At 59.3% G+C, this 26,484-nt stretch carries 25 protein-coding genes and 1 tRNA gene; 8 read left to right on the top strand and 18 right to left on the bottom strand.

Annotated features, from left to right (window positions below):
* Window positions 1-106: 106 nt before the first annotated feature.
* On the bottom strand, window positions 107-1,507 hold the full coding sequence (locus AADW57_RS11180) for a GntP family permease (protein ID WP_341666976.1): 1,401 nt from the start codon (window positions 1,505-1,507) through the stop codon (window positions 107-109).
* A gap of 375 nt (window positions 1,508-1,882) precedes the next feature.
* Here AADW57_RS11180 and AADW57_RS11175 point away from each other — a divergent pair.
* Window positions 1,883-1,959 (top strand) — tRNA-Met (locus tag AADW57_RS11175).
* Between the two features lie 319 nt (window positions 1,960-2,278).
* On the opposite strand, the gene AADW57_RS11170 is transcribed toward AADW57_RS11175, so the two are convergent.
* The gene (locus AADW57_RS11170; protein WP_341666975.1) at window positions 2,279-2,608 is read right to left on the bottom strand and encodes a hypothetical protein; all 330 of its coding nucleotides are present in this window, start codon (window positions 2,606-2,608) and stop codon (window positions 2,279-2,281) included.
* A gap of 713 nt (window positions 2,609-3,321) precedes the next feature.
* Between AADW57_RS11170 and AADW57_RS11165 the strand changes: the two genes are divergently transcribed.
* Entirely contained in the window at window positions 3,322-4,521 is a 1,200-nt protein-coding gene (locus AADW57_RS11165; protein WP_341666974.1) for a serine hydrolase domain-containing protein, read from the top strand.
* A gap of 268 nt (window positions 4,522-4,789) precedes the next feature.
* Here AADW57_RS11165 and AADW57_RS11160 read toward each other — a convergent pair whose 3' ends face one another.
* Window positions 4,790-5,437 (bottom strand): DUF7424 family protein, encoded by a 648-nt coding sequence (locus AADW57_RS11160; protein ID WP_341666973.1) that lies wholly within the window; start codon window positions 5,435-5,437, stop codon window positions 4,790-4,792.
* Between the two features lie 346 nt (window positions 5,438-5,783).
* Between AADW57_RS11160 and AADW57_RS11155 the strand changes: the two genes are divergently transcribed.
* A complete protein-coding gene (locus AADW57_RS11155; protein WP_341666972.1) occupies window positions 5,784-6,050 on the top strand; it encodes a hypothetical protein in 267 nt (88 codons plus the stop codon).
* A 6-nt stretch (window positions 6,051-6,056) separates the two neighbouring features.
* Here the strand turns inward: AADW57_RS11155 and AADW57_RS11150 are convergent, their stop codons facing one another.
* Window positions 6,057-6,707, bottom strand: coding sequence for a TetR/AcrR family transcriptional regulator (locus AADW57_RS11150; RefSeq protein ID WP_341666971.1), 651 nt, complete (start codon window positions 6,705-6,707; stop codon window positions 6,057-6,059).
* Between the two features lie 119 nt (window positions 6,708-6,826).
* Window positions 6,827-7,021, bottom strand: coding sequence for a hypothetical protein (locus AADW57_RS11145; RefSeq protein WP_341666970.1), 195 nt, complete (start codon window positions 7,019-7,021; stop codon window positions 6,827-6,829).
* A 241-nt stretch (window positions 7,022-7,262) separates the two neighbouring features.
* Here AADW57_RS11145 and AADW57_RS11140 point away from each other — a divergent pair, with 241 nt between their 5' ends.
* Window positions 7,263-9,419 (top strand): TonB-dependent receptor, encoded by a 2,157-nt coding sequence (locus tag AADW57_RS11140; RefSeq protein WP_445819204.1) that lies wholly within the window; start codon window positions 7,263-7,265, stop codon window positions 9,417-9,419.
* 64 nt (window positions 9,420-9,483) lie between these two features.
* Here the strand turns inward: AADW57_RS11140 and AADW57_RS11135 are convergent, their stop codons facing one another.
* From AADW57_RS11135 to AADW57_RS11075, 13 genes are all read right to left on the bottom strand, one after another.
* Window positions 9,484-10,497, bottom strand: a complete 1,014-nt coding sequence (locus tag AADW57_RS11135; protein ID WP_341666968.1) for a YeeE/YedE family protein — start codon at window positions 10,495-10,497, stop codon at window positions 9,484-9,486.
* A gap of 37 nt (window positions 10,498-10,534) precedes the next feature.
* A complete protein-coding gene (locus tag AADW57_RS11130) occupies window positions 10,535-11,830 on the bottom strand; it encodes an NAD(P)/FAD-dependent oxidoreductase (protein WP_341666967.1) in 1,296 nt (431 codons plus the stop codon).
* A 1-nt stretch (window position 11,831) separates the two neighbouring features.
* Window positions 11,832-12,185: a c-type cytochrome gene (locus AADW57_RS11125; RefSeq protein WP_341666966.1), complete on the bottom strand. Its 354-nt coding sequence runs from the start codon at window positions 12,183-12,185 to the stop codon at window positions 11,832-11,834.
* 156 nt (window positions 12,186-12,341) lie between these two features.
* Window positions 12,342-12,668 carry a thiosulfate oxidation carrier complex protein SoxZ gene (gene soxZ, locus AADW57_RS11120; protein ID WP_341666965.1) on the bottom strand — a complete coding sequence of 109 codons (327 nt, stop codon included), beginning with the start codon at window positions 12,666-12,668 and terminating at the stop codon, window positions 12,342-12,344.
* 13 nt (window positions 12,669-12,681) lie between these two features.
* Window positions 12,682-13,185 (bottom strand): thiosulfate oxidation carrier protein SoxY, encoded by a 504-nt coding sequence (locus AADW57_RS11115; protein WP_341666964.1) that lies wholly within the window; start codon window positions 13,183-13,185, stop codon window positions 12,682-12,684.
* Window positions 13,172-14,500 carry an FAD-dependent oxidoreductase gene (locus tag AADW57_RS11110; RefSeq protein ID WP_341666963.1) on the bottom strand — a complete coding sequence of 443 codons (1,329 nt, stop codon included), beginning with the start codon at window positions 14,498-14,500 and terminating at the stop codon, window positions 13,172-13,174. Before AADW57_RS11110 ends, AADW57_RS11115 begins: the two co-directional genes overlap by 14 nt.
* Window positions 14,501-14,593: 93 nt before the next feature.
* Complete coding sequence (locus AADW57_RS11105; RefSeq protein WP_341666962.1) at window positions 14,594-15,328, bottom strand: metallophosphoesterase; 735 nt, start codon at window positions 15,326-15,328, stop codon at window positions 14,594-14,596.
* A 23-nt stretch (window positions 15,329-15,351) separates the two neighbouring features.
* Window positions 15,352-16,371 carry a hypothetical protein gene (locus AADW57_RS11100; protein WP_341666961.1) on the bottom strand — a complete coding sequence of 340 codons (1,020 nt, stop codon included), beginning with the start codon at window positions 16,369-16,371 and terminating at the stop codon, window positions 15,352-15,354.
* Window positions 16,368-17,822 (bottom strand): hypothetical protein, encoded by a 1,455-nt coding sequence (locus tag AADW57_RS11095; RefSeq protein ID WP_341666960.1) that lies wholly within the window; start codon window positions 17,820-17,822, stop codon window positions 16,368-16,370. The genes AADW57_RS11100 and AADW57_RS11095 overlap by 4 nt, the downstream gene beginning before the upstream one ends.
* A gap of 151 nt (window positions 17,823-17,973) precedes the next feature.
* Window positions 17,974-19,446: a TolC family protein gene (locus tag AADW57_RS11090; protein WP_341666959.1), complete on the bottom strand. Its 1,473-nt coding sequence runs from the start codon at window positions 19,444-19,446 to the stop codon at window positions 17,974-17,976.
* 4 nt (window positions 19,447-19,450) lie between these two features.
* A complete protein-coding gene (locus AADW57_RS11085) occupies window positions 19,451-20,140 on the bottom strand; it encodes a MarC family NAAT transporter (protein WP_341666958.1) in 690 nt (229 codons plus the stop codon).
* Between the two features lie 152 nt (window positions 20,141-20,292).
* Window positions 20,293-21,777: a metal-dependent hydrolase family protein gene (locus AADW57_RS11080; RefSeq protein ID WP_341666957.1), complete on the bottom strand. Its 1,485-nt coding sequence runs from the start codon at window positions 21,775-21,777 to the stop codon at window positions 20,293-20,295.
* 8 nt (window positions 21,778-21,785) lie between these two features.
* Window positions 21,786-22,160 carry a hypothetical protein gene (locus AADW57_RS11075; RefSeq protein ID WP_341666956.1) on the bottom strand — a complete coding sequence of 125 codons (375 nt, stop codon included), beginning with the start codon at window positions 22,158-22,160 and terminating at the stop codon, window positions 21,786-21,788.
* Window positions 22,161-22,354: 194 nt separating this feature from the next.
* On the opposite strand from AADW57_RS11075, the gene AADW57_RS11070 reads away from it, so the two are divergent.
* The 4 genes from AADW57_RS11070 to AADW57_RS11055 all read left to right on the top strand — a co-directional run bounded on the left by AADW57_RS11070 (window position 22,355) and on the right by AADW57_RS11055 (window position 26,483).
* Window positions 22,355-22,615, top strand: coding sequence for a YtcA family lipoprotein (locus AADW57_RS11070; RefSeq protein WP_341666955.1), 261 nt, complete (start codon window positions 22,355-22,357; stop codon window positions 22,613-22,615).
* 7 nt (window positions 22,616-22,622) lie between these two features.
* Window positions 22,623-23,672, top strand: coding sequence for a multidrug transporter subunit MdtN (gene mdtN / locus AADW57_RS11065; RefSeq protein ID WP_341666954.1), 1,050 nt, complete (start codon window positions 22,623-22,625; stop codon window positions 23,670-23,672).
* On the top strand, window positions 23,659-25,401 hold the full coding sequence (locus tag AADW57_RS11060; protein WP_341666953.1) for an FUSC family protein: 1,743 nt from the start codon (window positions 23,659-23,661) through the stop codon (window positions 25,399-25,401). Before mdtN ends, AADW57_RS11060 begins: the two co-directional genes overlap by 14 nt.
* A 128-nt stretch (window positions 25,402-25,529) precedes the next feature.
* Window positions 25,530-26,483 (top strand): Bug family tripartite tricarboxylate transporter substrate binding protein, encoded by a 954-nt coding sequence (locus AADW57_RS11055; RefSeq protein ID WP_341666952.1) that lies wholly within the window; start codon window positions 25,530-25,532, stop codon window positions 26,481-26,483.
* The last annotated feature ends 1 nt before the right edge of the window (window position 26,484 follow it).

Below are 26,484 nucleotides of genomic sequence, written 5' to 3'. Positions count from 1 at the left end.
TGAAGTGGCGGGTAAAAAATAAACCCCGCTGCTTAAAAAAACAGGGGGTTTATCAAGCGTCTGGGCCAGCCTTGCGGCTGGCTTGCCGCTACTTAAGCAGTACAGATCAGAAGCTGCCGAACAGCGTGCCCAGCGTAATGACGACCGCTACCGCAACCAGCGGTACCGCCATCGTTACGATAGCGATATTGCCGTAGGACTGGCGATGATTCAGCTTGCAGATCGACAGCAGCGTGATGACTGCGCCGCAGTGCGGCAGGGTGTCCAGGCCACCAGCTGCCATTACCGCCACGCGGTGCAGCAGTTCGGGGCTGATGCCCGCTTGTTGAGCCATGTGCAGGTAATCCGAACCCAGTGTCTGCAGTGCAATGCTCAGGCCGCCAGAAGAAGATCCGGTAATGCCAGCCAGCGTGGTCATGGCCACGGCTTCGGAGATCAGCGGATTGCCGGGAGCCAGATTCAGGACAAAGTCGCGGATGATCACAAAGCCGGTCAGGCTGGCGATAACCGCGCCATAGCCCACTTCCGAGGCTGTATTGAACAGTGGCAGCATAAAGCCGAACACGCCTTTGTTGATGCTTTCGCGCAGATTCTTCCAATGGCCCAGGCGGCTGACGATCAACACCATATTGGCAACCACCAGCGCAATGATCAAGGCCCACAGGCCGGTGATCTTGGCTGGCGTCACTTGCGGAAAGCGCTCGGCCAGGAAGTCAAAGTTCGTACCTGGGAAGATGCCATAGGTGAACAGGGCATTGACGCCGATCACCAGCAGCAGAGGCAGTACAGCCAGGAACAGCGGCATGTGGCTGAAGCCTTGCTGGTCTTGCTCCGGAATGTCGCCCAGGTCTTCCAGGTGCTCGCCATAACCTTCACCGGCGGCCGCGGCCTTGTTGGCGCGCGACTGCAACCACCATAAGCCGCCCAACGCCATGACAAGCCCGCCGATAATGCCCAGGCCCGGGGCGGCGAACACGTTCGTGCCGTAATAAGGGATGGGGATGGCGTTCTGGATGGCGGGCGTGCCGGGCAGGGCGGTCATGGTAAACGTGAACGAGCCCAACGCAATCGAAGCAGGAATCAGCCGCTTGGGGAGATTGGCCTGCTGAAACAGGTTCTTGGCAATGGGGTAGATCGCAAAGGCCACCACAAACAGCGACACGCCGCCGTAGGTCAGCACGCCGCAGGCAATCACCACCGTGGCAATGGCGTGGCGATGCCCCAGCTTGCGCGTAATCCACTGCGCAATGCTGTGGGCCGCGCCCGAGTCAGCCATCAACTGTCCGAACAGAGCGCCCAGCAGAAAAATAGGCAGGAACTGGAGCACATAATTACTGAGCGCGCTCATGAAGGTCGAGGTATAGATAGGCAGCAAAAAGCCCGCATCGCCCGACAGCAGCACGGCCAGCGCCGCCATCAAAGGGGCCAGCAACAGTACCGTCACCCCCCTATAAGCAAGAAACATCAACAACAACAGTGAAACAAGAATAGCAAGCGTACTGGCCATAGAAAAAAGCTCCGGTCGGAGTCCGGGTCACGGACTGGATTGGGGGCAAAGCAGGCGGATCGCCAAGGCGCAAGTGTAGCAATACTTGATTACCGTTACGATTGATGATCATCAACGCGTTATATGCCATGCACACCATGCAGCACGGCGACGGCTTGCGGCAGCACCAGCACTGGTGCCGGCAGCATCGACGCGAAAGCACAATTTGGATACGTTATGTGACATTTTCTCGTGGGCAGCAGAAAAGTTTTTTCATGCCAAACCCAGTGTTCATGCGGGTTTTGGGGTGATGTCGGTGGTTTTTTCACAGAGTAGGGCAAAAAAATCTACAAAAACATTTGCCAAACCAGAAAAACTTGCTATAATTTTTTCTTCGGCGCATTAGCTCAGCAGGTTAGAGCGACGGAATCATAATCCGCAGGTCCCCTGTTCGAATCAGGGATGCGCCACCAGAATACCCCTGTTAAATCAGGACATTAAAGCCACCCAATCGGGTGGCTTTTTTGTTTTCTGCTGCTAGGTGTCAACCAAGTGGGATCTACCTCATAAACGGGGGATAGGCATTCACTAGACACGCTTGATCACGCCGTTCCAACCGCACAGGGTTAAGACCCGTAGGCAATCGCTAAAAAGGGGGTATTTCCCAACCCTCATTATTCTGTTCTGCCATCCAATCACTAGGAAGTAGAAAATCCCCCAATACCGAGTGCTGCTTAAAGTATAAAAAATGATATTGCGCAGGTATTACACTTTATATTGGGGAAAGGGCGCTTAAAACTGGAATTTTGGAGGTGCTTTTAAAGCACTGGATTCCATCTGTATGCAGTTCTCGAGCATGGTGTAGCTATTACCTGCGGTGCGGGCCAGATTTTGGCAATAGGTTTGTGTTTTGCCGGGTATGGATTCCCACGACTGCTTCAGATTGTTGTAGGAGCTTTGCTCCATGGCAATGCACTGGTTCTTTATGGTTGCCGAACCTCCAGAGACGGTCGAGAGGTTCTCGCAATAGGCGCTAGGGTCGTAGACGGGCAGCTCGGTGGCGTATGCTGTTGTTGTTATTATCAACGCAGCTCCGCCGAATAAAATGGAATGCAATTTCATGAGTGTTCCGCAAAAGAAAATAAGTGCTTAAAAAAAGAGGCCATAATCGACCTCCCTGGAAGTACGTTTGATGACTTTACCGATATGGCTTGGAAATCAGTTTTGATGCTCGGTGCGTCAGCGTGATTATTGCCCCTTCCTTAGGTAGAGACAAGGTCGCAAGCGGGGACTTTAGCGCTGGACCAAAACGAGAGCCTGCGAGCTTTTGATGGTCGTTTACACGCAAATATTGGATAGTGTGATTGACAGGCGACCGTTTTGGGAATGACGACGGTGAAAATTTTTATGCTGGCGCACATTAATACGACCGTTTGAGTGAAGCGAATCTCTGTGATTTGCAGCCAGAGTAACAGACGGGCTAAATCGGATGTATGAATCCATTTTTTGCCGCCAACCTGTTGTGCAGATGGCTGCGTTCGATGCAGCGGGGCGATGGCGGCGATCGCTTTAGAGATCCCGACGCACCGCTGCCATAGCGGCTAGCTTAGGCGTACGGCACAGCGCAACGATTAAGTACATGGCTAGCGCGAAGTGTTGGGTTGGCGAGTATCAGGATGAGCGGTTGATTGTCACTAACTAGATAAACGCGCAAATAGTCTATACCTTGGTTTTTGTGAATAGCTTGTCCTGCTAGTGATTAACCCTGATTGAGACAGCGGAAGCGGTCTGTTTAACTACGTTAATAATTAACGTGTTAATAAAAAGGAGGGGGTATGCGTTTGTTTGCTCGTGTTCTGGTGGCTGGGGCTGCGCTGGGGTTGGTGGGGGCACCGGCCGGCGCGTCGTCTGTCAAGATAGACCAAGAGAAAATCAATCATCTTTTCGATGGTCAACTGATGCCGGATGACATGGTGCAAGTGTTGAGTCATGTCGATGTGCTGGTTCCGTCGGCAACGATTCGAAAAGGGGCTGCTGCCGTGCCGTTCGAGACGTCGTCGATTACACTGCCGGCGCTCAGCATCAGGCAGCACGACAAGACTTATGATCTGTACGATTTTCTGGCATTGAATCGTGTCGCTGGCCTGATGATTCTGAAAGATGGCAAGGTCGTGATGGAGCAGTACAACCTGGGCATTAACGAGCAGACGCGCTGGCTGTCTGCGTCGATGATTAAGTCACTGACTTCTACCCTTGTTGGTGTTGCTATCCAAGATGGCCATATCGGCAGTGTTCAAGATCAGGTGGTGAAGTACTTGCCCGCGCTCAAGGGCAGCGGGTATGACGGCGTGACGGTTGAGCAGATCTTGCAGATGCGCTCCGGGGTTCGCTGGGATGAAACCTACAATGATCCGAAGTCGGACCGCCGTCAGGTGCTTGAAATGCAATATAGGCAGCAGCCCGGCGAGTTTTTGACGTTCATGGCGACGTTAAAGCGCGCGCATCAGCCCGGCACGCAATACAACTACAGCACGGGGGAAACCTACCTGGTGGGCGCTTTGCTGGAAGCGGCGGTGGGCAAGCCTGTGCAGGATTATCTGTCGGAAAAGCTGTGGCAACCCTTAGGGATGGAGCAGGATGGCCGCTGGTGGGTGCTCTCGCCAGAGGGGCCCATTACTGCTGGAGGAGGGTATGCGGCGACGCTGCGAGACTATGCGCGACTGGCAAAGTTTTATGCGGACAAGGGCGTGCTCAATGGCCAGCAGCTTGTACCGGATGCGTGGTTCGAGACGGCCACGCGCAGCGCCACGCCGGATAAAGGATACGGCTATCAATGGTGGACGTACGATAAGCCCACGGATGATCCTGTACACCGTGGTGCGTTTTCCGCACGGGGTGTGTATGGTCAGTCCATGTATATTCATCCGGAGTCTGGCGTGGTCATCGTGATTCTGGGAGCGCAATCCAAGACGGGTGGCCGTATGGTGGTGGATTATGACGCTTTTCATGCAGCCGTGCTGCAAGCATTGCGCTGAGGGGAGCGAACTGGCGTGGACGATTGATCACTGCTGGTGATACGCTGTTTAGCAACCAACAACAAAGCCCCGCGAGGGGCTTTGTTGTTGGTTGTGCGGTGTACCCATGAGCCTGATCAATATCCTGACGTTATTGCCTGGGAGGGAATGACCGATACAGGCAATTCCTGATTTTTTGGCTTTGTTTGAATGTTTTTTGTCAGTGATATGGACGGTATTGTGGGTAGGGTGGTGGCGTGGAAATAATGACAGGAATTGGCTGCTGGATTTAGGGCTTGGTCAGAACTAAAGCCTGTGAATGTTGGATAGCTGTTTGAACGGAAACATTAGATAGGGTGATCTGTATGCGTTCGTTTTTGGGTAATTGCAGCGTGTTGATGATTTGCGGTGATCCATTGATAAAAACCGCATAGGCATTGAAGTCCAGTGGCTGTTCCGTGTCGTTGAGCAATTGGATATGAAAATTCAAGTCAAGGTTTGTACTGCCTAGATTGCGTTTGGTGTTTGCATCCAGTCGTTCTTTGACTTTTTTGGGGATGACGACTTTTAGCAAGGCGTGTTCGTCGCGACGGAAGTTGATGTGATCGTTGGAAAAGATCGTGTCATCGCGGTCTACATCCAGGGCAACTGGCAGGCTGAATCGGGCGTACGAATCCATTTTTTGCCGGAAACACTCTACGTAAGTGGCATCGCTGAAAATGGCGGGGATCATTTTCTGTACATCCAGCACCGAACTGGATGGTTTGCGCGAGTCTTGGTAGTCGTTGCAGCCGGCGACCTCGATCATTAATTGACCAGCAATCAGTTTGTTGGCCGATGCGTTCAGATCGCTCTGTTTGATTTCGGTGCTGATATGTGTTTTGCAGCCGGCCAGTAAAGCCAATAGCGTGAATGTGCCGGTTTTTAACCAAGTCATGTAAAACCTCCCGATCGATATTTTTTTGTTTAGTACGTCATGAGTATAGCGGCGAGTGTGTATTGTAGGAGCTGGACAGTCTATTTATCTCGGTAGTTTCTGTTTTGGCTGCCTATCTATTGTGATTACGGTGCGTGCGCAGCGGCGTTCTGTGTGTATTGCGCTGCCGCTTTTGTGATTGTTTATTTTTGATCCACTCGGTGCGCCTTTCGCGAAATCTGCTTGGCCGATAAGGGCGGGGAATCGGGGTGTTGCTCTGGAGGGGGGGGGGAGCGGGTTCGGAGTTATTTATCCAGGGCCAGGCTTGAACTGCTATAAAGGGCGTTTTGACGATTCAGGAGTGGGTATGCGTGTGCTGTTCGTTTTGCCTTTGTTTTTCTTGGCGGCATGCCAAGGCCTTGCCCCGGCGCAGGAGGTGGGCGGAGCAGCCTGGATGGAACGAGTCGATCGTCAGTTAGGCGTATCGGACGGCCAGGGCCACGGTCCCGATTACGGGTCGCAGGAGTGGTGCAATGTGGTGCATTTCAGGTTGCATGGCCAACACGCGGCTACGCCGGTGCCGTGCGATCGAGCCTGGATGCAGGAGGTGGACCGGATGTTGCCGAGTCAATAGGCATGCCTATTGGGTTGTCGTAGCGCTCGGCTTGCCGGGCGTCTTATCCAGATCGTGGTCAAGTCGGGCGATGATGCCGCTGACCAGCGCGGCCATGCCCGAGGCCAGTTCGGTTTCGATTTCGACCTGATCCTGGCTGTCGTCGGGGTGGCGCAAGGCGGGGTCGTCGATGAAGGCGTAGACGGCGTCAGCCACGGCAATGGCGTGAAAGGCCAGGGTGGCCAGTGCCCAGCGGGCGCTGGCGGGTGGCAGGGCATAGGCGTGGGCGACGCGGGCCTGATGGGCGGCGATTTTTTCCAACATGGCGGGTGAAGCCGCTGCCCGGCGCAGCAGGTAGGGAGACAGGCCCGGATGGGTCTTGATCAGCGCCTGGAAAGAGGCGCTTAACGTGTGCAGATACTGTTCCAGATCGCTCAGTGTGCCTTGTTCCGGATCGGGGAAAGGCCAGCGCAGGAAGATGGCGTCGGCCACCAGACGTTTCAGCGCCTCCAGGCCGGACACATGTTTATAGAGCGCGATATGGCTGACCTTTAGCTTGGCCGCCAGTCCGGTGAACGTGATGTGGCGCAGGCCTAATTCGGTGCCTGCCTGGATGATGCGCTCGGAAGTGATGGTGCGTGGGCGGCCTGGGCCGCTTCGAGTTTTTGTCTCGGTCATAGAGTGTTCCCGACAGTGTCGAGAATGATTGTTATTTGCGATTAATTAGTTTAGCATGATGTAACTAATTGACGTGATTATGCTGTCATCAAGCCGTTGGCTAGGGTAAGGGACTGATTTCAGTAGGGTATAGCATTAATTTTATTAGTTGGCTTATTGATTAGTGGCTGATGAATTGGGTGTGTCGGCTGCGCTTTGCCATTGTGGTGTTCTGCGTTGTTGTTGTTGTTGTTGTTGTTGTTGTTGTTGTTGTTGTTGTTGTTGGTGGTGGTGGTGGTGGTGGTGGTGGTGGTGGTGGTGGTGGCGTGGGGCATGCTCCGGCTCCAGCTGTGTCGTGTGTACTGCGCGTGATTTGATGGCTCCGTGATTTTTTATTTTTATTTATTGATTGCTTATCAAAATGATTTACGTTCGTATTATTGATATTTGTATCCATGTTGCTTCTGCCCAGGCACAAGGGGAACGGGCATGAGCGCACGTCAGCTATGTGGGCTTAGCACGGTATCGGCGGCGCAAGCGGTGAACCAGCCTGTTTTTGGTTTGAATGGCACGGCGATGGCGGTGCGCAATGCCTTGTTGGTAGGCTTGGCGCTGGCGGCAGTCCCAGTGCAGGCAGCAGATGCGCCGCTGGCTGATTCTGCAGCGGCAAGCCGGGATGTGCCGACGTTATCCAGTGTGACGGTGCAGGGGCGCACCGAAGCTGTACTTCCGGCGTATGCGGGTGGGCAAGTGGCCACGGGTGGGCGTGTAGGGTTGCTGGGCGACAAGGATTTCATGGAAACGCCGTTCAGCACGGTCAGCTATACCGAGGAGTTTATTCAGAACCGGCAGGCCAGGGACATCAGCGATGTGATCGCCGCGACCGATCCTACGGTTTTTAACAGCGGGGTGGCCGGGCAGAATCTGGAGAGTTTTTCGATTCGCGGCTTTGCATCCAATATTGGTGATGTGACCGTTGGTGGTTTGGCCGGCATGGCCCCGTACTATCGCAGCTCGCCGGAGATGTTCGAGCGCATCGAGGTCTTGAAAGGGCCGTCGGCCTTGCTGAATGGTATGCCGCCTAAAGGGTCGGTTGGCGGAGCGGTCAATCTGGTGCCCAAGCGCGCCGGTGACGATCCCCTGCTGCGTTTGACGACTACCTATATGTCGGACAGCGAATTTGGCGGGCATATCGACATGGGACGGCGTTTCGGCGAAAACAAGCAGTTCGGTATTCGGGTCAATGGCGTTTATCGTGACGGCGAAAGTGCGGTACGCGATCAGAAAAAGAAAGTTCAGCTGGCCTCGGTGGGCATGGACTGGCGTGCAGAGCGGGTGCGCTTGTCGGCCGATCTGTACCACAGCAAGGAACGTGTGGATGGCCCGACCCGGGGCATTACTCTGGCACCTGGGCTGGAATTGCCCGCGCCGCCCAGTCCGGATACCTTGCTTAACCCGAGCTGGGCCTTTAACGATGTCAAGGACCAGGGTGCCATGCTGCGCGGCGAGTTTGATATTAACGAGCGTTGGATGGCGTATGCGGCCGCCGGTACCAGCAGGACGGATTTTGCCTCGCAAAGCTCGGCGGTCGCTCAGGTGTTCAACAGCGCGGGTGACTATCGGACCAATCTGGGCGATGTGTCCGACAAGGTCAAGCGCAAGTCGGGGGAAGTGGGGGTGCAAGGGCAGTTCCAGACCGGACCAGTCGGGCATCGCCTTGCCATGAATGTGACCCACTATAAAGAGGACTATCAGTTAAATGCGCGCCGTGGCGTGCTGTCCAAGGATTGGGTCACCAATTTGTATGATCCGGTTTGGGGGCCGCGTCCATCGTTGTTTAATCCTCAGCCGATCAACCGCAGCGAAACGCGCCTGACCAGTTACGGACTGGCCGATACCTTGTCGTTTGCCGACGAGCGTGTCCAATTGACGCTGGGGCTGCGTCGTCAGAATGTAGTCACGGAAAGTTTTCACGGGGTGACCGGCAAGCGCATGGGCCAGCGTTACGATCAAAGCGCCACGACCCCGGCGGCGGCATTGTTGATCAAGGCCACGGACGAGCTATCTGTGTATGCCAACTATATCGAGGGCTTGAGCCAGGGGGCGATTGCGCCAACCACGGCCTTGAATGCCGGCGAGGTGTTTGCGCCGTTCAAGACCCGGCAAAAGGAAGTGGGCCTGAAGTTCGATCTGGGGCAGTTTGCCCATACGGTCAGCCTGTTCGAGATCAAGCGGCCCAGCAGTTATCTGGACCCGGCCAGTGCTATTTTTTCTTTCGGCGGCGAGCAGCGTAACCGGGGAATCGAATGGACGTTCTTCGGTTCGTCGATGGAAAACGTGCGCTTGATGGGGGGGATTGCCTACATCGATGCCAAGATGACCCAGACAGCGGGCGGCGTGAACCAGGGCAGGCAGGCTACCGGCATTCCCAAGTGGCAGGCCAAGGCAGGGGTGGAGTGGGATACGCCCTGGGCGCGGGGGCTGACCTTGACGGCGAATGCGACGACGGTATCGCGCCAGTACATCAATGCGGATAATTCCTTGGCGGCACCGGGCCGGACCTTGTTTGATGTAGGGGCGCGTTATGCCGCTACGGTGGCCGGACGTCCGGTGACGGTGCGGGCCAGTGTGCTTAACCTGACCAACAAGGCGTATTGGGCCAAGCCGCATTACACCAGCCTGGGCTTGGGGGCCCCGCGCACCTTTATGTTGTCGGCGTCGATGGACTTTTAAGCGCCGTTGCTGTCAGTACGGTCTGCCTGATCGGAAATGCTGTTCCGGTCAGGCAGGCCCAGATTCAGGTCTTGTCTGGGTTCAGCGCCAGGGCCAGACGGGCACCAGCCACCAGTGCCAAGGCGGCAATGAAGGAGCTGTAGGCCAGGGTGGACAGACCGGTCAGTCCCTGGCCTATGGTGCAACCCAGGGCCAGGATGCCGCCCACGCCCATCAGCAAGCCGCCGGCAATGTAGCGGGCCATCTGGCGGGGGGATTCAAAGCCTTCCAGTTGCAGGCGACCACGCAGCAGGGCGGTCAGGAAGGAGCCGCTCAGCACGCCCAGCACCAGCAGTATGCCAAAGCGCGGGCTCATGCCGGTGGCGATCATGGCGTATTGGATGGCATCGCCGACTGGAGCCACAAAACTGAGTGATGTGACAGGCTGTGGCTCGAACGGGTCGTTGCCCAGCCAGCCTGTGGTCAGCCAGCCGGCCACGATCAGCAGGCCGATGACCAGGCCGCCGAGCAGGTCGCCCAGCCGCTGGCCGCTTTGGCGGGGCGACAGGGCAAACAGCAGCAGTCCCCCTACTAGCGTCCAGACAAGCACGGTTCTGGGCAGGCCCGGTGCCAGTGTGGCGGCGGGCAGGGTCAGACTGCTGATTTGCGCTAAGTACAGACGCAGTGGAGCCAGCAGGCCGGTCAGCGTGATATAGGCGGCAATGCCCAGGCACAGCAACACCACCAGGGAGCGGAGATTGCCCTGTCCCAGCAAGACCAGGGCGCGCGCGCCGCAACCATTGGCCAGGCCCATGCCCAGACCGAACAGCAGTCCGCCCAACGGCAGCAGCAGCCACGAGATGGTGGGGGCCAGGTATAGAGACCGGCCGATGTCGACCAGTCCCTGCCCATAGGCCAGTTGGGTACCGGCCAGGGCAACGGCCAGGGCCGCGGCGAAGGCGTGCAGTTTGTAGCCGCTGCGTCCGGTCCAGACTTCTTTTAAGCCGCGATGCAGGCAGAAACCCGTGGCCTGGGCGCAAACGCCGAATAGAATGCCGATGGCCAGGCTGGTCCAGAGTACGAGTTCAGTGTTTTCCATGCGCGAAAGAAGGTGGTGGATAGAGAAAGCCCCTGGTTCAGGCGCGCGTACCCCAAATGTCGCGGGTAATGGCCTTGTACCAGGCTTCGCCGTATTGGGCTTCCAGTTTGCGGAAGGTGGCATCGGCCTCTTTGGGGCTGACACCGCCCGATGCTTCGACGATTTTGCCTTGCGCAACACCATACAGGTGGCCGACCGAGATGCCGTAATCCGGGGCGATCAGACTGTAGCAGGTATTGGCAAAAGATGCCTGGGCAGCGGGTTTGCCGGCCAGCGCGTTGACGATGGCGGCAGCGGCCACTTTGCCTTGCGTGTTGGCGACAAAGCCGGACTTGGGCATGGGCGAGGCAATGGTGGCGTCGCCCACCACGTAGACATCGGCCACCAGCTCGGATTCGAAGGTATCGGGTTTGATGGGTACCCAGCCGCTGGCGTTGGTGACACCGGCTTTTTCGGCGATGGCTCCGGCTTTCTGGGGCGGGATGACGTTCAGCACGTCCGCTTTATGGATCTGGCCGAATTCGGTTTCCACGCTCAGGTTCTTGGCGTCCACGCGCACGACCTTGCCGTCCTTGGACATGGGCACCCACTCGATCAGGTCGCCATAGTGTTTTTTCCAACCGTCCTGGAACAGGCCCTGTTTGGAGAAGGCGTCTTTGGCGTCCAGGATCAGAATCTTGGATTTGGGTTTGTTTTGCTTAAGGTAGTGCGCCACCATGCTGACCCGTTCGTAGGGGCCGGGCGGGCAGCGGAAGGGGTTTTCCGGTGCCACCATGACGAAGGTGCCGCCGTCGCGCATGGCGTCCAGTTGGCGCTTGAGCAGGCGCGTTTGATCTCCGGCTTTCCAGGCGTGCGGAGCCAGTTCGGCCGCGGCCTGGTCGTAGCCTTGCAGCGCACCCCAGCGAAAGTCGATGCCGGGCGAGAGCAGCAGTTTGTCGTAGGGCAACACCTGTCCCTGGGACAGCGTCACTTTTTTGCCGGTGGTATCGACGGCAGTGGCGACATCGTGAACGACGGTGATGCCGGCGGCCCGCAGGTCGTCAAAACCGTGGCCTTGCTGCTCGAAGGTGCGCAGGCCAGCCAGATACAGATTGGTGAAGGGGCAGGTATAGAAGGTGCGCGATGGTTCGACCAAGGTGACCTGGATGGCCGGGTTGCGTTGCTTGATGTAGCGGGCGGCGGTTGCGCCGCCAAAGCCACCGCCGATGACCACGACCTGCCCGGCCGCTGCGCGGGCCAGACCGGGAACCGATAGCAGGGCGACACCGGCCGCAGTCGTTTGTCCGACACGGCTCAACCATTGGCGACGGGTGAATGTTGCGGGGGATTTCATATCAGCGGCCTTCCGTACCAGTGTTGGGTTTGACAGTGATCTGCGAGAAATGACGGGCCAGGGCGGCCAGTTCGTCGTCGCTGAAGCCTTTGATCAGGCGGTTCATGATCGTGGTGTTGGGAGGCGGCGCATCGGATTTGAAGGCCTGTAATTGGGACAGCAGGACTGCTTCGGGGCGTCCGGCCAGGGTGGGGATGAGCGTGTTCGATTGTCCGCCCGGTCCGTGGCAATTGGCACAGGAGCCGGCGGCAACCGTGACATCGAACGTGGATTGCCCGGCCCACGCCGACAAGGGGGCGGCGCTCCAGGCAAGGAGGGCGATAGCGGCCAGTCGGCCTAGGTGGGGAGTGCGCATGGCGTTTTACGTATCCGTTTGCAACAGTGGGAATGAGAGGAGGCCAAGAGTAGCATTCTCATCAGGACTGAACGGCATGTGCATATGCACCGGAGGCATGAAGGGCGTGGATGCTGGCGTGGCCGGTTTTTTGGACCCGGCCCCCAGTGTTGTAAATCAGCCCGCCAGGGTCAGGGAGGTCTGTCCGGTGATGGTGGTGCCCGCATCGTCAGTCCAGCTCATCTGCAACTGACCGGAGCGACTCGCGACAAAAGTGAACTCGATGTAGGGGTTCTGGGAAATGGCGGTTTCGGGGTTCCAGGTGAACAAGGGTTCGCCATCCAACGTGGCTTGAAATACCTTGATGATGTTGCGCGGGATTTCCTTGCCGTCTGCGCCTTGGCGCAGGCCGCTTTCCATGCGGTGTTCGACCAGGGCGCGCACGCGCACCAGTTCGCCGGCCTTGGGCGAGGCATTGCTGATCCAGATACGTGGTTTGCTCATGATGTCTCTTGGTTTACATGCCGCAGCCGCCGGCGGTTACGGTGATGTGGTGGCGTGCGCTCAGGCAGCGGCCATCGCTCATGCGGGCCAGGGCGCGTACGTGTTGGGTTTCGATCAGGCGTAGCCGCACCGCCACTTCGGTGGTGCCGGCCAGTGGGGTGAAGGTAAACCGGCAGGCCAGCGGATGGGGATTGCCTTCGGCCAGGATGACCAGTTCCTTGCAGTACGAGTCCGGGGTGATGGGCAGTTCCAGAATCGCCTTGGCCGGCACGGCAGAGGGGTTGTCGCCCAAGACCGGCATTTCCAGTTTCAGGCCTTGTTCCAGCGGTACCGCGCCTTGCAGGAATTCGTCCACGATGGCCTGCACTTGGGCGGGCGTGGCGGGTTTAAGGAGCTGCTGGAAGGCCGGCTGTGCCTGCAGCACAGTGGGAGCCCAGGCGGTGCCCAGGCCCGCGGCCGCACCCAACAGTAACTGGCGGCGGCGGGCAAAGCGTGCGGGTGTCTTAGAGAAAGTCATTGAAACGGCTCTTGATCCATTGGAAGTCTTCCTGGACGAGGTCGCTGGTGCGCACATCCATGTCGATCTGTGTCTGCAGCACTTTGCCGCTGGGGTCTACTTCGTATTCAAATTTAACGGAAATCTCTTCCTGGGGATCGCCGTTGACCATCATGTAGCACAGGTTGTCTGGCAGTACCGGTACCACGTCCTTGCCAGCCACCCGCTCGGCGATATTCTGGGCGACGATTTTGGCGATGGCGTGGGCCACGTGCGCGCTTTTCGGGTAATGGCCGAACTGGTCGGAGATAAAGCCCATCGAGTCACCCACGATGTAGACATCTTGGTCGCTTCTGGCGGTGTACAGGCGCGGGTGCATATCGGCCCAGCCTGTGGGTTTGCCGTCTGGGTCGGTGCCGATCAGGCCGGCGTGCCAGACCATGTCGGCGGCCTGGTGGGGCGGCATCAGCACGGCGTCGTCAAAGTCGAAATCGCCCGCAGCGGTCTTGATGCGCTTGTTAAAGGGGTCGACCTCGCGCACGACGGCATTGGGCACGTGGGTGATGATGTCTGGATACAGTTCCTCGAAGGCGGCGCGGTAGCCCTCGCCGATAGGGGCAATCTTGGGCTTGGGGTCCAGGATGATGATTTTGCCCGGAATCTTGTTGTGCTTGATGTGCCAGGCCATCAGACAGGCGCGCTCGTAAGGCGACGGTGGGCAGCGGTGCGGGGGCGGCGGTAGCGTCATGACGATGGTGCCGCCCTTGAAGGCTTTGAGCTTGTTCTTGAGCGCGAACATTTCCGCGTTGGGAATGTAGGCGTTGGGAAAATGCTGGCGCGTATATTCTGCGGCATGCAGGTCGTTGCCGAACCAGGCGTCGTAGGCGTTGCGTATGCCGCCGGACAAAATCAGGTAATCGTAGGAAATGGCACCCTGGGTGGTGCGCACGATTTTCTTGTCGCGCTCGAAGGCGGTGACTTCGGTGTTGACTAGCGTGTAGCCATATTTGATGGCCGGGGCCAGCATGTCGTGGTTAAGGAAATCAGTATTGACGATATCGATCAGCCACTTGTTGCTCATGGGGCCGGACCAGAAGGTCGGGTTGCGTTCGAGCAAAACGACGTCCGCGTTGGGGATGAGCCTGACCAGATGCCGTGCCGCCGTCATGCCGCCCCAGCCGCCTCCGCAGATGACGATGCGCGGCCCTTTGCCGCGACGGGGCAATAGTTGAGTGTTGTTGTGGACGGCCACGGGCGCTGCGACGCTGGTGGATGGCAGGATCAAGGACCCAAGCGCGGCGGTCGGGGTCGCCAGCATGAAGTTTCGGCGGTTCAAATGAGTGCTCCTCGTGAGCATGACATGACACACGTTAATCAGGCTGATCGAACCTGTGCAGCGCGACAGTATAGCGAAATGGGGACCGGCGCGTCAGCGTAAAGGGCTCAGGGTGTGCAGATCCAGAAGCGTGAAATGGCCGCCAAGGCGCCAGCCGCCGGTATCAATAAAGTACACATTGCCCAGGCGCAGCATGCTGCGGGTGGTGCGATGGCCGTGGACGAGGGCGCGGATGTTGCGCACCGGCTCGGCGTAGCGCGATTCGTAGCGGTCTATGGACCACATGCAGACGTATTGATCGTCGGCATCGAAGGCAGGGTCATGGATGGCCGTCCAGTCTTCGTAGGGGAAGTCGGCATGCACGATGCCCACCAGACCGTCGGGTGTGGCCACTTCCATGGCCAGGGGCAAGGTTTGCAGGCCCTGGGCAATGCGTTGCTGTTCGTCGGGTGGGCAGTCGTCCAGCCACAAGCCGCCCAGCACGCGGTGGTCGAATTCCTGGACGGGTTGGCCTATGGCTCGCCGCCAGGTCATCAGTTCGTGGTTGCCGGCAATTGCGTGAAACCAAGGCTGGGCCAGCCAGTCCAGGACCTGCCGGGACTCGGGGCCGTGGTCGACCAGGTCGCCGACGGAAAATAGCCTGTCTTTGTCGGGGTCGAAACGGATCTGGCGCAAGGCCGCCTGCAGGGCGCTGAAACTGCCGTGAATATCGCCGACGGCGATGTCCCGGCCTTGGGTATTCAGGGTGAAGTGCGGTACGTGCATCATGATCCCCAGGGGAGTGCGAGGCGTGACAGCAAAAGTACCCACAGGCAGCGGCTTGGTCAAGTACCGCATCCATGCATGAAGGGCTATCGCCAGCAGCGCGGTATCAGTTCGACCATGCTGCTCAGGGCCAGCGCCTGCCAACGCAGCATGATCAGCATGCAGACCGAGGAGGCATGGACGGCGCTGCCTTGACCACAGGAATAGCCTAGCGGCAGTTCGTCGCTCAAAGCCTTTGGAACGGCCACATTGCCATAGCCGTCCGTATTCTCGGCGGCATCGGCAGCGATCTGGGCCTGCTCGATCGCGGCTTGGACGCTGCGGCGAAACTCGGCAATGGCCTGTTGTTTGTCCGGCTTGACGCGCCGCGCGTCCGCCAGGGCCTCTTGTATTTTTATGCCCAGCAGGCTTTCGCGTACCTGGACCAGCTCCGGCGCGGTGTAGGCACGCATCTGCGGGGCCAGAAAGGATAGATCGCCCATGCAGTCCGCGTTCTGCACGGCCTGCATGGGCAGGGCCGGGGTGGTGATGATATTGCTGCCGGCTGGCGAGGAGCCGCCGGGGCCGGTGGCGCTGCTGTCTATTCCCGTTGCGCCGCCTGCGTCGGTCAGGGAACCGTATTGCGACCAGTGTCGTTCGTTGCCGCGCATTTGGCGCGCCATCCTGCCCAGCAGGCGCGATTCGTCCCAGCGCTGCTGGCTGGCCAGTCCGGCCGAGGCGATATCCAGCGCCATGCCGGACAGCGCCTGGAATGCGTTATCCGGTCCTAAGCCTTGCAGTGCATTGGCGTTGGCGTCGGGAATATCGGCCTGGGCCAGTTGCTCGAAGGTGCGGTTGGAGGATTGCGCAATTTGATCTTGATGCACGCGGCGGCCCAGCGACAGGATGGCCGCTGTGTCGGTCGGGGCCGGCAAAGTCTGTCCCTTGCCGGCTTGGAGCAGGGCCGAGCGGCAGGCCTCGGGTAAGGCCCGGTAGGCCGCGACGGTGTCGGTACTGGCACCGATTTCAGCCAGCAGCGCGAATTCGCGTAGCGGTGCCGTGCAGGCGGCGTGCGCGGGCAGGGCGGCGACCCACAAAATGGCGGCCAGGGCGGCGTGCCGGATCATGACCGGGCCAGCTTTTGGTAGATGGCCAGCAACTGACTGCGGATCTGGCTTTGGCTCTCGCCGCTGATGTTCTGCTTCAGGCCTTCGATGTTGACTTCCAGGACCTGATCGCGCAGCGTGACGCCGGGGTTCAGTTCTTGCAGTAGTGTCTGACCCAGCTCGTCCTGACGGGCGGCAAAGTAGCTTTCGTTGGCGAGGGTCTGGCTCATGAGCGCGCTGGGGTTGTACGCTCCGACCCCGCCCAGCAGGCCCGAGCTGAATCCGGCCAGCAATGTGGCACCTGCCTGCAGCCATCCCAGAGATTGCGACTTATTGTATGCCTGGGCCAGCAGCAGTCGCGTGCTGCGAAAGCTCTGGCCGTAGCGGCCGTTCAGGATGCCTTGGGCGATGGCCTGATTCTCGGCGGCCAGCCACTGGTTTTCTGTGTTCAGCAAGGTGTTCAGTATGGTGATCTTGCGGTCGTCGCCGGCTTGCAGCGTTTGCGCGGCAAGGCGCTGTGCTAATCCAGCATCGTAGTCGGCAGCGTAATGAACCAGGCCAGCCTGGAAAGCTTGCTGCATATCCAGTTGGGTCAGTAGGTGGGCGCTGACGCGGGCGATCCAGTCTGATGTGGCGTTGTCGATGCTACGGGCATTGACGACAAAGCCGTCTGCAGTGCTGGCTTGAATATAGTCGTCTTTGTTCTTTTCCCACAGCATGGGCAGTGTCAGTAGTTGGCCGGGTGCGTGCAGGGCTTTATCTTGCTTGGGGTAGTCCACCAGTTCGGGGGGCTGTGCGTCGAAATAGCTCAGTGGCGAAAAGCCGCCGACGCGGCGTGCGTCGGCCTGTATGCAGGCGTTTTCCGCGAGCGGCTTGAAGGTCAGGTGCCCGGCCGATACCAGCAGATTGCCGCAGGTTTTGGGGCTTTGGGCACCGGCCGTGCGTAGATTGATGGTCGGCGCGTAGCCTGCGCCCTGAGCGCTGCGCACGGCGTTGGGAAAGTCGTACAGTTCGATCACCAGCACGCTGGGGCTGGTGGAGGCCAGCAGCGGCGTGGTCGTGAAACGCCCATCGGCATAGTCTACGCGTTGCGGCTCCAGACGGATGGCATGTTCGGGCAGGTAGCGGCCTAATACGGTCTTGAGCTCCGCCGAATAGTAGGTCGAGCTTTCAAACAGCAGTGGCGCATAGTCGCCGCTAAATTCCGAGCCGCTGCAACCGGCAAAGGGGCGGTCCAGGAAACGGATGTAGCGACAGGGGTAATCGTTTTGCAGGGCTGCCTTGGCGGCAGGGCTGACCAGCATGGGGAACTGGATGCTGACCACTGCGCCGGCGGGCAGATGCACGCTGGCGGGCTGAACCTGTGGGTTCAGCGCGGGTGGCAGGTTGCCGACCTGTGTGGCGCAGCCGCCTAGCGCGGCCAGTAAAAGAGCGCCGCCAGCGGCGCGACCGAGTGTTCTTGTAATGGGCATGATCCGTTTTCCCCGAGCCAGATGATGCTGCCCTGCCGGTCTGTGTGCCGGGTCTGGGCAGAATAGGTGGGGGGATCATAGCCAGCCGGTCAGTGCTGTTTGTATACCCCAAACAGGGGATGGGATTGTACGGTGGCTGTGATGCAATCGATCAGTTGACCGGTGCCTGGTTCAGGGCACCCATGGCAAACGCCAGATTAACTGAACCGGCCAGGGCGGCGGCGTGGGCGGCACTTTGCGCTTCTTGAGCCCCCAACAGGCCGTTGTGGGCTTCGGTCAGCAGCGTCATGCCCGTCAGACCTTCCTGGTAGGACTCCAGCGCGCCGTCGTAGGTAATCTGGGCAGCTTGCACCAGCGCATCGGCGGCCTGATGGGCGGTCAGGGCGGCGCGCAGGGCGTCGGCGGCAATGACCATTTGTTTGTGCGCGTCTTTCTCGGTTTTCTGCACTTGTTCGTGGGCGGTCTGGGCGCGTAGCTGGGCTTGCCGTGTCTGTTTGGCGCGCAAGCCGGCATCGTACAGAGGAATTGACAGGGCCAGTACGGCACCGCTGGAAGCGCTCTGGGTGCTGAGTTCAGGCAAGTGGCCCACATTAAGCGAACCCATGCGCTTGGAGACAAAGCCCATCAGTGCCAGCGTGGGCCTGAAGCTGGCCTGGGCTGATTCTATGCCGGCCAGACTGGCTTGGTGGGCAGCCTGCATGGCTTGGACATCGGGACGCTGGGCGATGGCTTGTTGCAAGGCGGCCGGAGCGGGGATGTCCAGTTCCTGGGGCAAGGCGCGCGTGCTGCTGTCGGCCACGGCCAGTTCGCTGTCGGGTGACAGGCCCACTGCTCCCAGCAGAATCTGGTAGGACTGTCTGGCCTGGGTGCCGGCATTGACATGGTGCAGCCTTGCCTGGGCCTTGAGCTGGCGTGCTTGCGCCACTTCGATGCGCGTGCCCAAGCCATTGCGTTCGCGTTCTATGGCAATGTCTTCGATCAGCGTGGCGTTTTTCAGGCCTTGGGCAGCGATCTGTTCGCGTCGGCGTGCCGAGTTGTAGTTGAAGTAGCTGATGGAGACCTCGGCAATCACGGCCTGGTGGACGCCGCTGAACGTAATGCGGCTGGCCAATGCTAACTGGTCGGCGGCCTTCTGCAGCGCGGCCCGCTTGCCGAAGTCGAACAAAAGCCACTTCAGGGTCAGGGCTGGGATGGCCCCGCTAAGATGGCTGTCGTAGTCCAGTTCCAGGTCGCGCCCGAGCACGCGGGTGCTGTCGCTGCGGTCGCTGCGCATATAGCCGCCCACGATGTTGGCCGAGATCAGCGGCAGATAGGCGCTTTGCACCATGCCTGCGGCTTGCGCGGCTTGCTGGGCCTGCCCCCAGGCAATCCGGGTGCTGGGATTCAGTTGCTGGGCCAGATCAATCAGTTCGGGCAGGGTGTAGTCGTGGCCGGGCAGCAACTGCGCAGTGGCGGGGACGGTGTTTGTGTCTGTATGCAGGCGGGGCGGCTCCGGTACCGGGTCGCGTGCGGGCATGGCGGCGGCGGACGGATCGGCGCTTTGGCTTGTGGCGCAGGCCGCCAGGGCCAGCGCAAAAGCCGTCAGCAGGCAGACGCGGGTAAAGCGCAAGGTCAGGGGTCGCATGACGTCAGGAAGCGGCAGTGGCGTGATGGATCAGGAGGCTGGCGGCATATTGTTGTACGCCTTCGAGCACCAGTTGGACGGCCATGCAGACCAGCAAAAAGCCCATGATGCGCGAGATGGCGTCCACGCCGTTATGTCCGATCAGTTTGACGATGCGGGTGGAAGAGCGCAGGCATACATAGAACAGTAAGGCGATCAACGCAGCCAGCAGGGGTGGGGCGGCCAGCAGCATCCATTGTGGGTACTGGCTGTGCAGGCTGTCTATTTTGGAGGAAGCGCTGATGATCAGGGCCATGGTGCCCGGCCCTACCGTACCGGGCATGGTCAGTGGCACGAAGGCGATGCTGTTATCGGCATTGGACTGGTCGGCAGCGTGGGCGACCACGGTGCTGATGGGGGTGGGGAACAGCATGCGAAAGCCGATATAGGCCACGATCAGGCCGCCTGCGATACGCATGTCCACCATAGAAATGCTCAGGGCGTCGATGATCCAGATTCCGGCGTAGTGGGTGACCAGCAAAGCGGCAAAGACGTATAGCGTGGCCTGGCGCAGTTGGCGCTGGCGCTCCTGACTGCTCATGGATTCGCTCAGCGACAGGAACAGTGCCATGGAGGTCAGCGGGTTGGCCAGTGGCAGCAAAAAGGCCAGGCCCAGTCCCAGGAGTTTGATCAACAATAACAGTTCAGAAAGCATAAGGCAGGCCAAGTAGGGGGAGGGTATTTGAGTTTAGTATGTATTGGCAGGCGGATACCTTAATGAATGGCTTGGCCGGGCAAGTGTCAAAAGTGATTGGGTTGAGGAAAAACAAAAGGGGACCGTGTGGGAGTTCAGCTGTTGACGGACATCTAGCGCAGTGAATTTTTATAGATGTGCCCGTTTTTTATGATCAGACGCAGGTTTTGTGCGGGATTGTCCAGAAAGTCCAGATTGCGTTCGATGTCGCCGTCGATCAGCAGCAGGTCGGCCAGTGCGCCGGGTTTGATTACGCCCAGTTCGCCTTCGTACGGATTGCGCAGGCCCGATAGTTGCAGCAGGCGGCCGTTGTCGCCGGTTGCCATCTTCAGCACGGTCAGCGGGTCGTAGAAACGGGTCAGCTTGGCCAGCATATGGCCCTGGCGCGGCAAATGTTGTGGGCTGAACAGGATGTCTGTGCCCCAGGCTGTCTGGATCTGGTGCTTTTGGGCCAGCTCGTAGGCACGCACGGTGCCGGTGGCCACTTGCTGTTGCTTGGCTTGGCTGCGCGGGTCGCGCTGGGTGTTGGCATCCTCGTCGCCCAGAAAGGGCTGCAGGCTCCACCAGACGCCTTCGCCGGCCATGATGCGCGCGGTTTCTTCGTCGGCCAACTGGCCGTGCTCGATGGATCGTACGCCTGCCTTGACGGCGCGCTGTATGCCTTTGGCGCAGTACACATGGACCATGACGTAGGTTCCCCAGTCCTGGGCGGCACCGACGGCGGCGCGCAGCTCCGCATCACTGAATTGCAGGCCTTCCAGCGGGTCGTACAGCGAAGTGACGCCGCCGCCGGCCATCAGCTTGATCTGGCTGGCCCCCAGCATTAATTGTTCGCGCACGCGGCGCAGCACCTGGTCGGCCCCATCGGCGATGCAGGCAACGCCGGCCCGCTCCACATGGCTAAGATCGCCGTCTGTGCGCGGCAGCTCGTAGCGCATGCGAAAGTCGGCATGGCCGCCGGTCTGGGCGATCATGGCCCCCGAGGGGTAGATGCGCGGGCCGTGCAGCAGTCCCATGTCTATGCCGCGTTTCAGAGAAAAGCTCGGGCCGCCTGCGTCGCGCACGGAGGTAAAGCCGCGCAGCAAAGTGCGTTCCGCCTCTTTGGCCGCTATCAGATGCAGATCGGCCGGGTCGGCCATCATGGCGGTCATCTGATCCACACTACACAGCAGGCTGTGCCAGTGTGCATCGATCAGGCCGGGCATCAGCACTTTGTTGCGGCAGTCCAGGGTGGTGGCGTCGGCGGGCACCTGAGCTATGTTCAGAACAGCGGCGATGCGGCCCTGATCTATTTGTACGGCCAGGCCTTCTTGCAAGCGGGTGCTCTGGCCGTCGAACAGGCGCAGATTGACCAGATAGGTCTTGGCCGCCAGGGCCAGCGGCTTTTGTTCCAGCGCGTTGTCGGATTGGAAGGCGGCTATCTCTTGCGTCGGTGCGGCGGCGGACTGTTGGCGGCGGGCCGGCCCGCCGCTTTCAAGACGGCGGTGGATCAGGGGGATGGCCGGATGGGTACAGGCACAGGCCGAACCCCGGCTGCGGTAGGCGAGTCGGTGGCGTTGCGCATTACGGGACTGTCCTAGATACATGGGAGTGGGCATGGCCTGTCTTATGGAAAGAGGGGATGGGGAGCGATGGTACATAGCGGCTTGCGGGGCGTTCGCATCGGCGCATTCAGCGGATGTACCAGTCCGAGCAGGCTCATAAGGATGAGCGCGCATGCGCCAGGGCAACAATGCCGATGCGGGCGCTGATAAAGTTTTCTGTGGAAATTTGCCATCCATTTAAAAAAAGAAGGGGAGGCAAAACAGATATAAAAAAGATTGGCATTCGGAGTGATGCCGTGATTGAAATACCTGGCTGCTCGACACTGCAGGAAAATCCGCATCAGCGGAGCAGGAGCGGGAGTGGAAATGATCGTGATCAGGCTGTTGCTGATCAGGGCGGCGGTCAACAAGGTTAAAGCCAGATTGACGTCGTTCATAATCATTAACATTGCTGGAGATCTAGCATGGAGTCTCGGTAGCTGCAATATAATTAATATTCATAAAAATTAAAAGTTGTATTTTCTATATGCATAAAGTATGACTGGAAAGAAGGCGCGACCTTCCGGGATACAATCGTGGCGGTTCGGTTTAAGGCGTGCGGATGCCGTTTTTTCCGGCTCAAGGAGATGGCATGAGGGGTATGTGGTTGAGCGTAGGGGTGGCAGGTGCTGCGCTGCTGGGGGGATGTGCGGGTGCACCCACGGTCTATATTGCCGGTTCGTATTTTCCGGCCTGGCTGGTGTCTGTGCTGGGTGCCATTGTGCTGACTGTTTTGCTGCGCGTGCTTTTGATCCGCAGCGGCGTGGACGACGCTTTGCCGGCCCGCTTGGCCGTGTATGTGTCGTTGACATTGGCCCTGACTTTTGCTGCGCTTCTTTTTTTCTTCGAGTGACAAGGCCATGAACCCGGCAAGCAATCCTTCTTCCCGCAAGAAACTGGCCTGGCTGGTGACCGTGTTGGCGGTGGCCGCCGCTGTGCTGTTGGGCTGGCGGTATATGCAGCGCGCGGCGAACAATCCGGCTTCGGACGATGCCGTCTTAGGCGCAGACGTCGTGCATGTGTCCAGCTCTTTGCCCGGTCGCATCGAGCAGATGGCCGTACGTGATGGGCAATATGTGCGCCAGGGCGAACTGCTTTTTACCGTTGACCCCGAGTTTTACCGGCTGCGGCACGAACAGGCCCAGGCGGAACTGGCGGTGGCCCAGGCCACGCTGGACTTCAAGCAGCGCGCCGTGCGTGCCGAAGGGCACAATGCCACCATCGCCGACGATCAGATCACCCGCGCGCGCACCAATCTGGCTATGGCCACGCAAAGCCAGCGGCGTCTGGCGAATCTGGCGGCCAAAGGCTATGTGTCGCAGCAACAGTTGGAGGAGGCCAATACCCTCAAGCGCGATGCCGAGGTGACGCTCAAGCAGGCGATCGAACAGTCGGGGGCCGCCCAGGCGCTGGTGGGCGATACGCAGGCCGAGCAGGCGATGGTGCAGGCGCGTCAGGCCGGTCTGGCCATGGCGCAGCGCGATCTGGAGCACACCCAGGTCAAGGCACCGCACAACGGGCGCATTGTGGGTCTGCGCGTGGGTTCCGGCGAGCATCTGCTGCCCGGCGTATCCGTCTTTACCTTGATCGATACCGATGCTTGGCATGTGACCGGCATGTACCGCGAAACAGATCTGGCGCGTATCCGGCCTGGGGCCTGCGCCACTGTGTACGTGCTGGCCGACCCTTCGCGCAAGCTGGGCGGCAAGGTGGAGGAAATCGGCTGGGGCGTGAGCAGTCAGGAGCAGATCAATCTGCCCCGCAGCCTGCCTTATATCCAGAAGTCCTTGAACTGGGTTCGAGTGGCGCAGCGCTTTCCGGTGCGGATTCGACTGGACAACCCACCCGAAAACCTGATGCGCATGGGTGCATCGGCCACGACGATTGTTCACGCCGATGGCGACTGCTGAGTCCCGCCTGTCCGCCCTGGGGTGGGCCGTCTGGCAGGATCTGCAACCTGCGCCGGGGCGCTTGGCGGTCAGTTGGCGGGTAGCGGCTTTGTGCGCCTTGATGGTGATGCTGGCCATGACCTACGGCATTCCCGAATCGGCCGTCAGTTGCTTTGTCATTTTCTTTGTGATGAAGTCGGACTCGGGCGAAAGCTCAGTACTGGCCTTGGCCTTGGTCGTGCTGGTGTCGCTGGTCGTGCTGGTGATGGTGCCGCTCATCCAGTTCAGCATTGAGTCGCCGGCGCTGCGTTTGCTGGTGATGGCGATCAGCTCTTTTGCCTTATTGTTTCTGGGTGTGGCCAGCAAGCTGGGGCCTTTAGGCGGCATTATGGCCCTGGTCATTGCCTTTGTCCTGACCTTGCTCGGTTATGTGCCGGTGGGCGAGATCGCCACCCGAGCCTTGCTGTATGCCTGGCTGATGGCCAGTGCGCCTATGGGGCTGGTGCTGCTGTTCAATTTATTTTTTGGGCTGTATCCGCACAAGGTGTTGCGCCGCGAGTTGGCGGCGCGCATGCGTTTGGCCGCTAGCGCCTTGCTCGATCAGGCCGATGCGCAGGCCTTATGGGCGGATCTGGCCTTGGGCGTGGCCGTACAGCAAAAACGCTTGTTATGGGTGCGCCTGTTTCATCTGGTTCCTGCCCAGGAGCAGGCCATTCTGGAACCAGCCATTTTGAATACCTATCGGATCTTGCTGGCGGTGGCGGCCTTGCGGGAACAGGATTTGACGAACGAGCAAGGCCAGGATTGGGCGCAGGCGTGCAGGCAGTGGGCACGTGATCTGGAGCAAGGGCGCGTGCCGGATGTGGGCGTGTTGCCCGCGTCGCCCCAAGGAGCCGGGGCGGCGATGGATCTTTGGCTGGCGTTGAAGGCGCTGGCTGGTGGGGGGCTTACGGATAAGGCCGACCCGCCGCGCGAACCGTTTTTGGCATCAGATGCATGGACCAATCCCATGTATCAGCACCATGCCTTGAAGGCGACGGCAGCGGCCGTGTTGTGTTACTTGTTGTACAGCGCGATGGACTGGCAGGGCATACATACGGCCATGATTACCTGCTACGTGGCGGCATTGGGTTCCACCGGTGAAACCGTGCATAAGCTGGCTTTGCGCATAGTGGGCTGTCTGCTGGGCGCGGCACTGGGTTTTTTGACGGTCCTGTTTGTCGTGCCGCATCTGGTGGATATAGGCGCTTTGATGGTGGTGGTGTTTGTGGTGTCCTTGCTGGGGGCCTGGGTTTTTTATGGGCCGGAGCGTATTTCATATGCGGGCATCCAGATCGCTTTCGCGTTTTACCTGGTGGTATTGCACGGGTTTGGCCCCAGTCTGGACCTGGATTCGGCCCGTGATCGGGTCATGGGTGTTTTGCTGGGCAATACGGTGATGTATTTGGTGTTTACGCAGGTCTGGCCGGTCAGTATTGCCGCGTCGGTCCGGCGGCGGCTGGAACAAGCCGCCCAAGGCTTGCGCGTCTTGGGCAGCCTAAAGCGCGATCACCCGGCGCAGGCGGCGCAGCAGGCAGCCTGCGTCGCTCAGGATCTGCAAGCCAGCCGCTACGGTCTGGAACTGATGCGCCTGGAGCCCAAAGGGCTGCGTCCTGACTTGTCGGCCGAACAGGCCATGCAAGCGCAGTGGACAGATCTGCATGCGCGATTTCAAGGTGGTTTGCATATGGATCGTAACGCTGAGGATTGATTTCCAGCTTTGGTCAGGTTTCCCAAGCCTATGGCCTGCTTAGGGAAATCAAGCATAGAGTCCATAAAACAGATCCTTTATATTTAAAAATATACATCAGTATATTTTTAGGCATATAGGAGATGATTATGTGGGCAACTGCGTCACGAGTCGCAATCGGGCTGCTGGTGCTGTGCGGGACTCCTGGGCTCGCGCTGGCAGCTTCTATTAATCTTGTCCTGCCATTTCCTCCGGCCGGCGCTGTCGATCAACTGGCACGAGATCTGACACCGTCACTGGTCCAGTCCTTGTCCGAACCTGTCGTGGTCGTGAATAAACCCGGAGCAGGCGGCATGGTGGCGATCCAGGCCACGCTGGCCGAACGGCCCGGCGAGCGCAACTATTTGATTGCGCATACCGGCTTACTGTCCCTGAATCCTTATTTGTTTCGCCAACCGGCCCAGCGACAGGCAACCGAGCGCCTGCAGCCCGTGGCCTTGCTGGCGCAGGCGCCTTTGTTATTGCTGGTGCGGGCGGACAGCGGGATAAAGACGCTGGATGATTTGCGCGCCTTGGGCAAGCAGCGCCGCCTGCGCTTTGGGTCGGCCGGCATAGGGACGGTGGCACATCTGGCCGGTGCCCAACTGGCCCAGAACCTGGGGGTGCAGGCGGATCATATTCCTTATCGGGGCGCGGCGGCGGCATTGACCGATCTGGCTGGCGGCGAGGTGGATTTCATCTTTGATTTATTGGTGGGCAGCGGACCTTTGATTGCCGATGGGCGAGTCTTGCCCGTGGCGGTGGCGGCGGATCGGCGGCTGGAGCAGGCCGAGCAGATTCCTACCCTGACTGAACTTGGCCAGCCATTGCGTTTTTCCAGTTGGTGGGGAGTGGTGGCTCCGCGACAGACTCCGGCGGCTGATCTGACCGCGATGCAAAGCGCTCTGGTCAAGGCCATGGACCAGGCCCAGATGCGCGCCCGTCTCTTGTCCAAAGGCATGATCGTCGATGTGCGTACCGGTGCGGCATTCGAGCAGTTTATTGCGGCCGAATCGCGCAAGTACGAGCCTTTGATTCGCCGTCTGGATATACGGCTGGACTGAT

The organism is Alcaligenes sp. SDU_A2 (genome assembly GCF_038237375.1).
Lineage (GTDB): Bacteria > Pseudomonadota > Gammaproteobacteria > Burkholderiales > Burkholderiaceae_B > Alcaligenes.
This window is presented reverse-complemented; position numbering and strand designations above follow the sequence as displayed.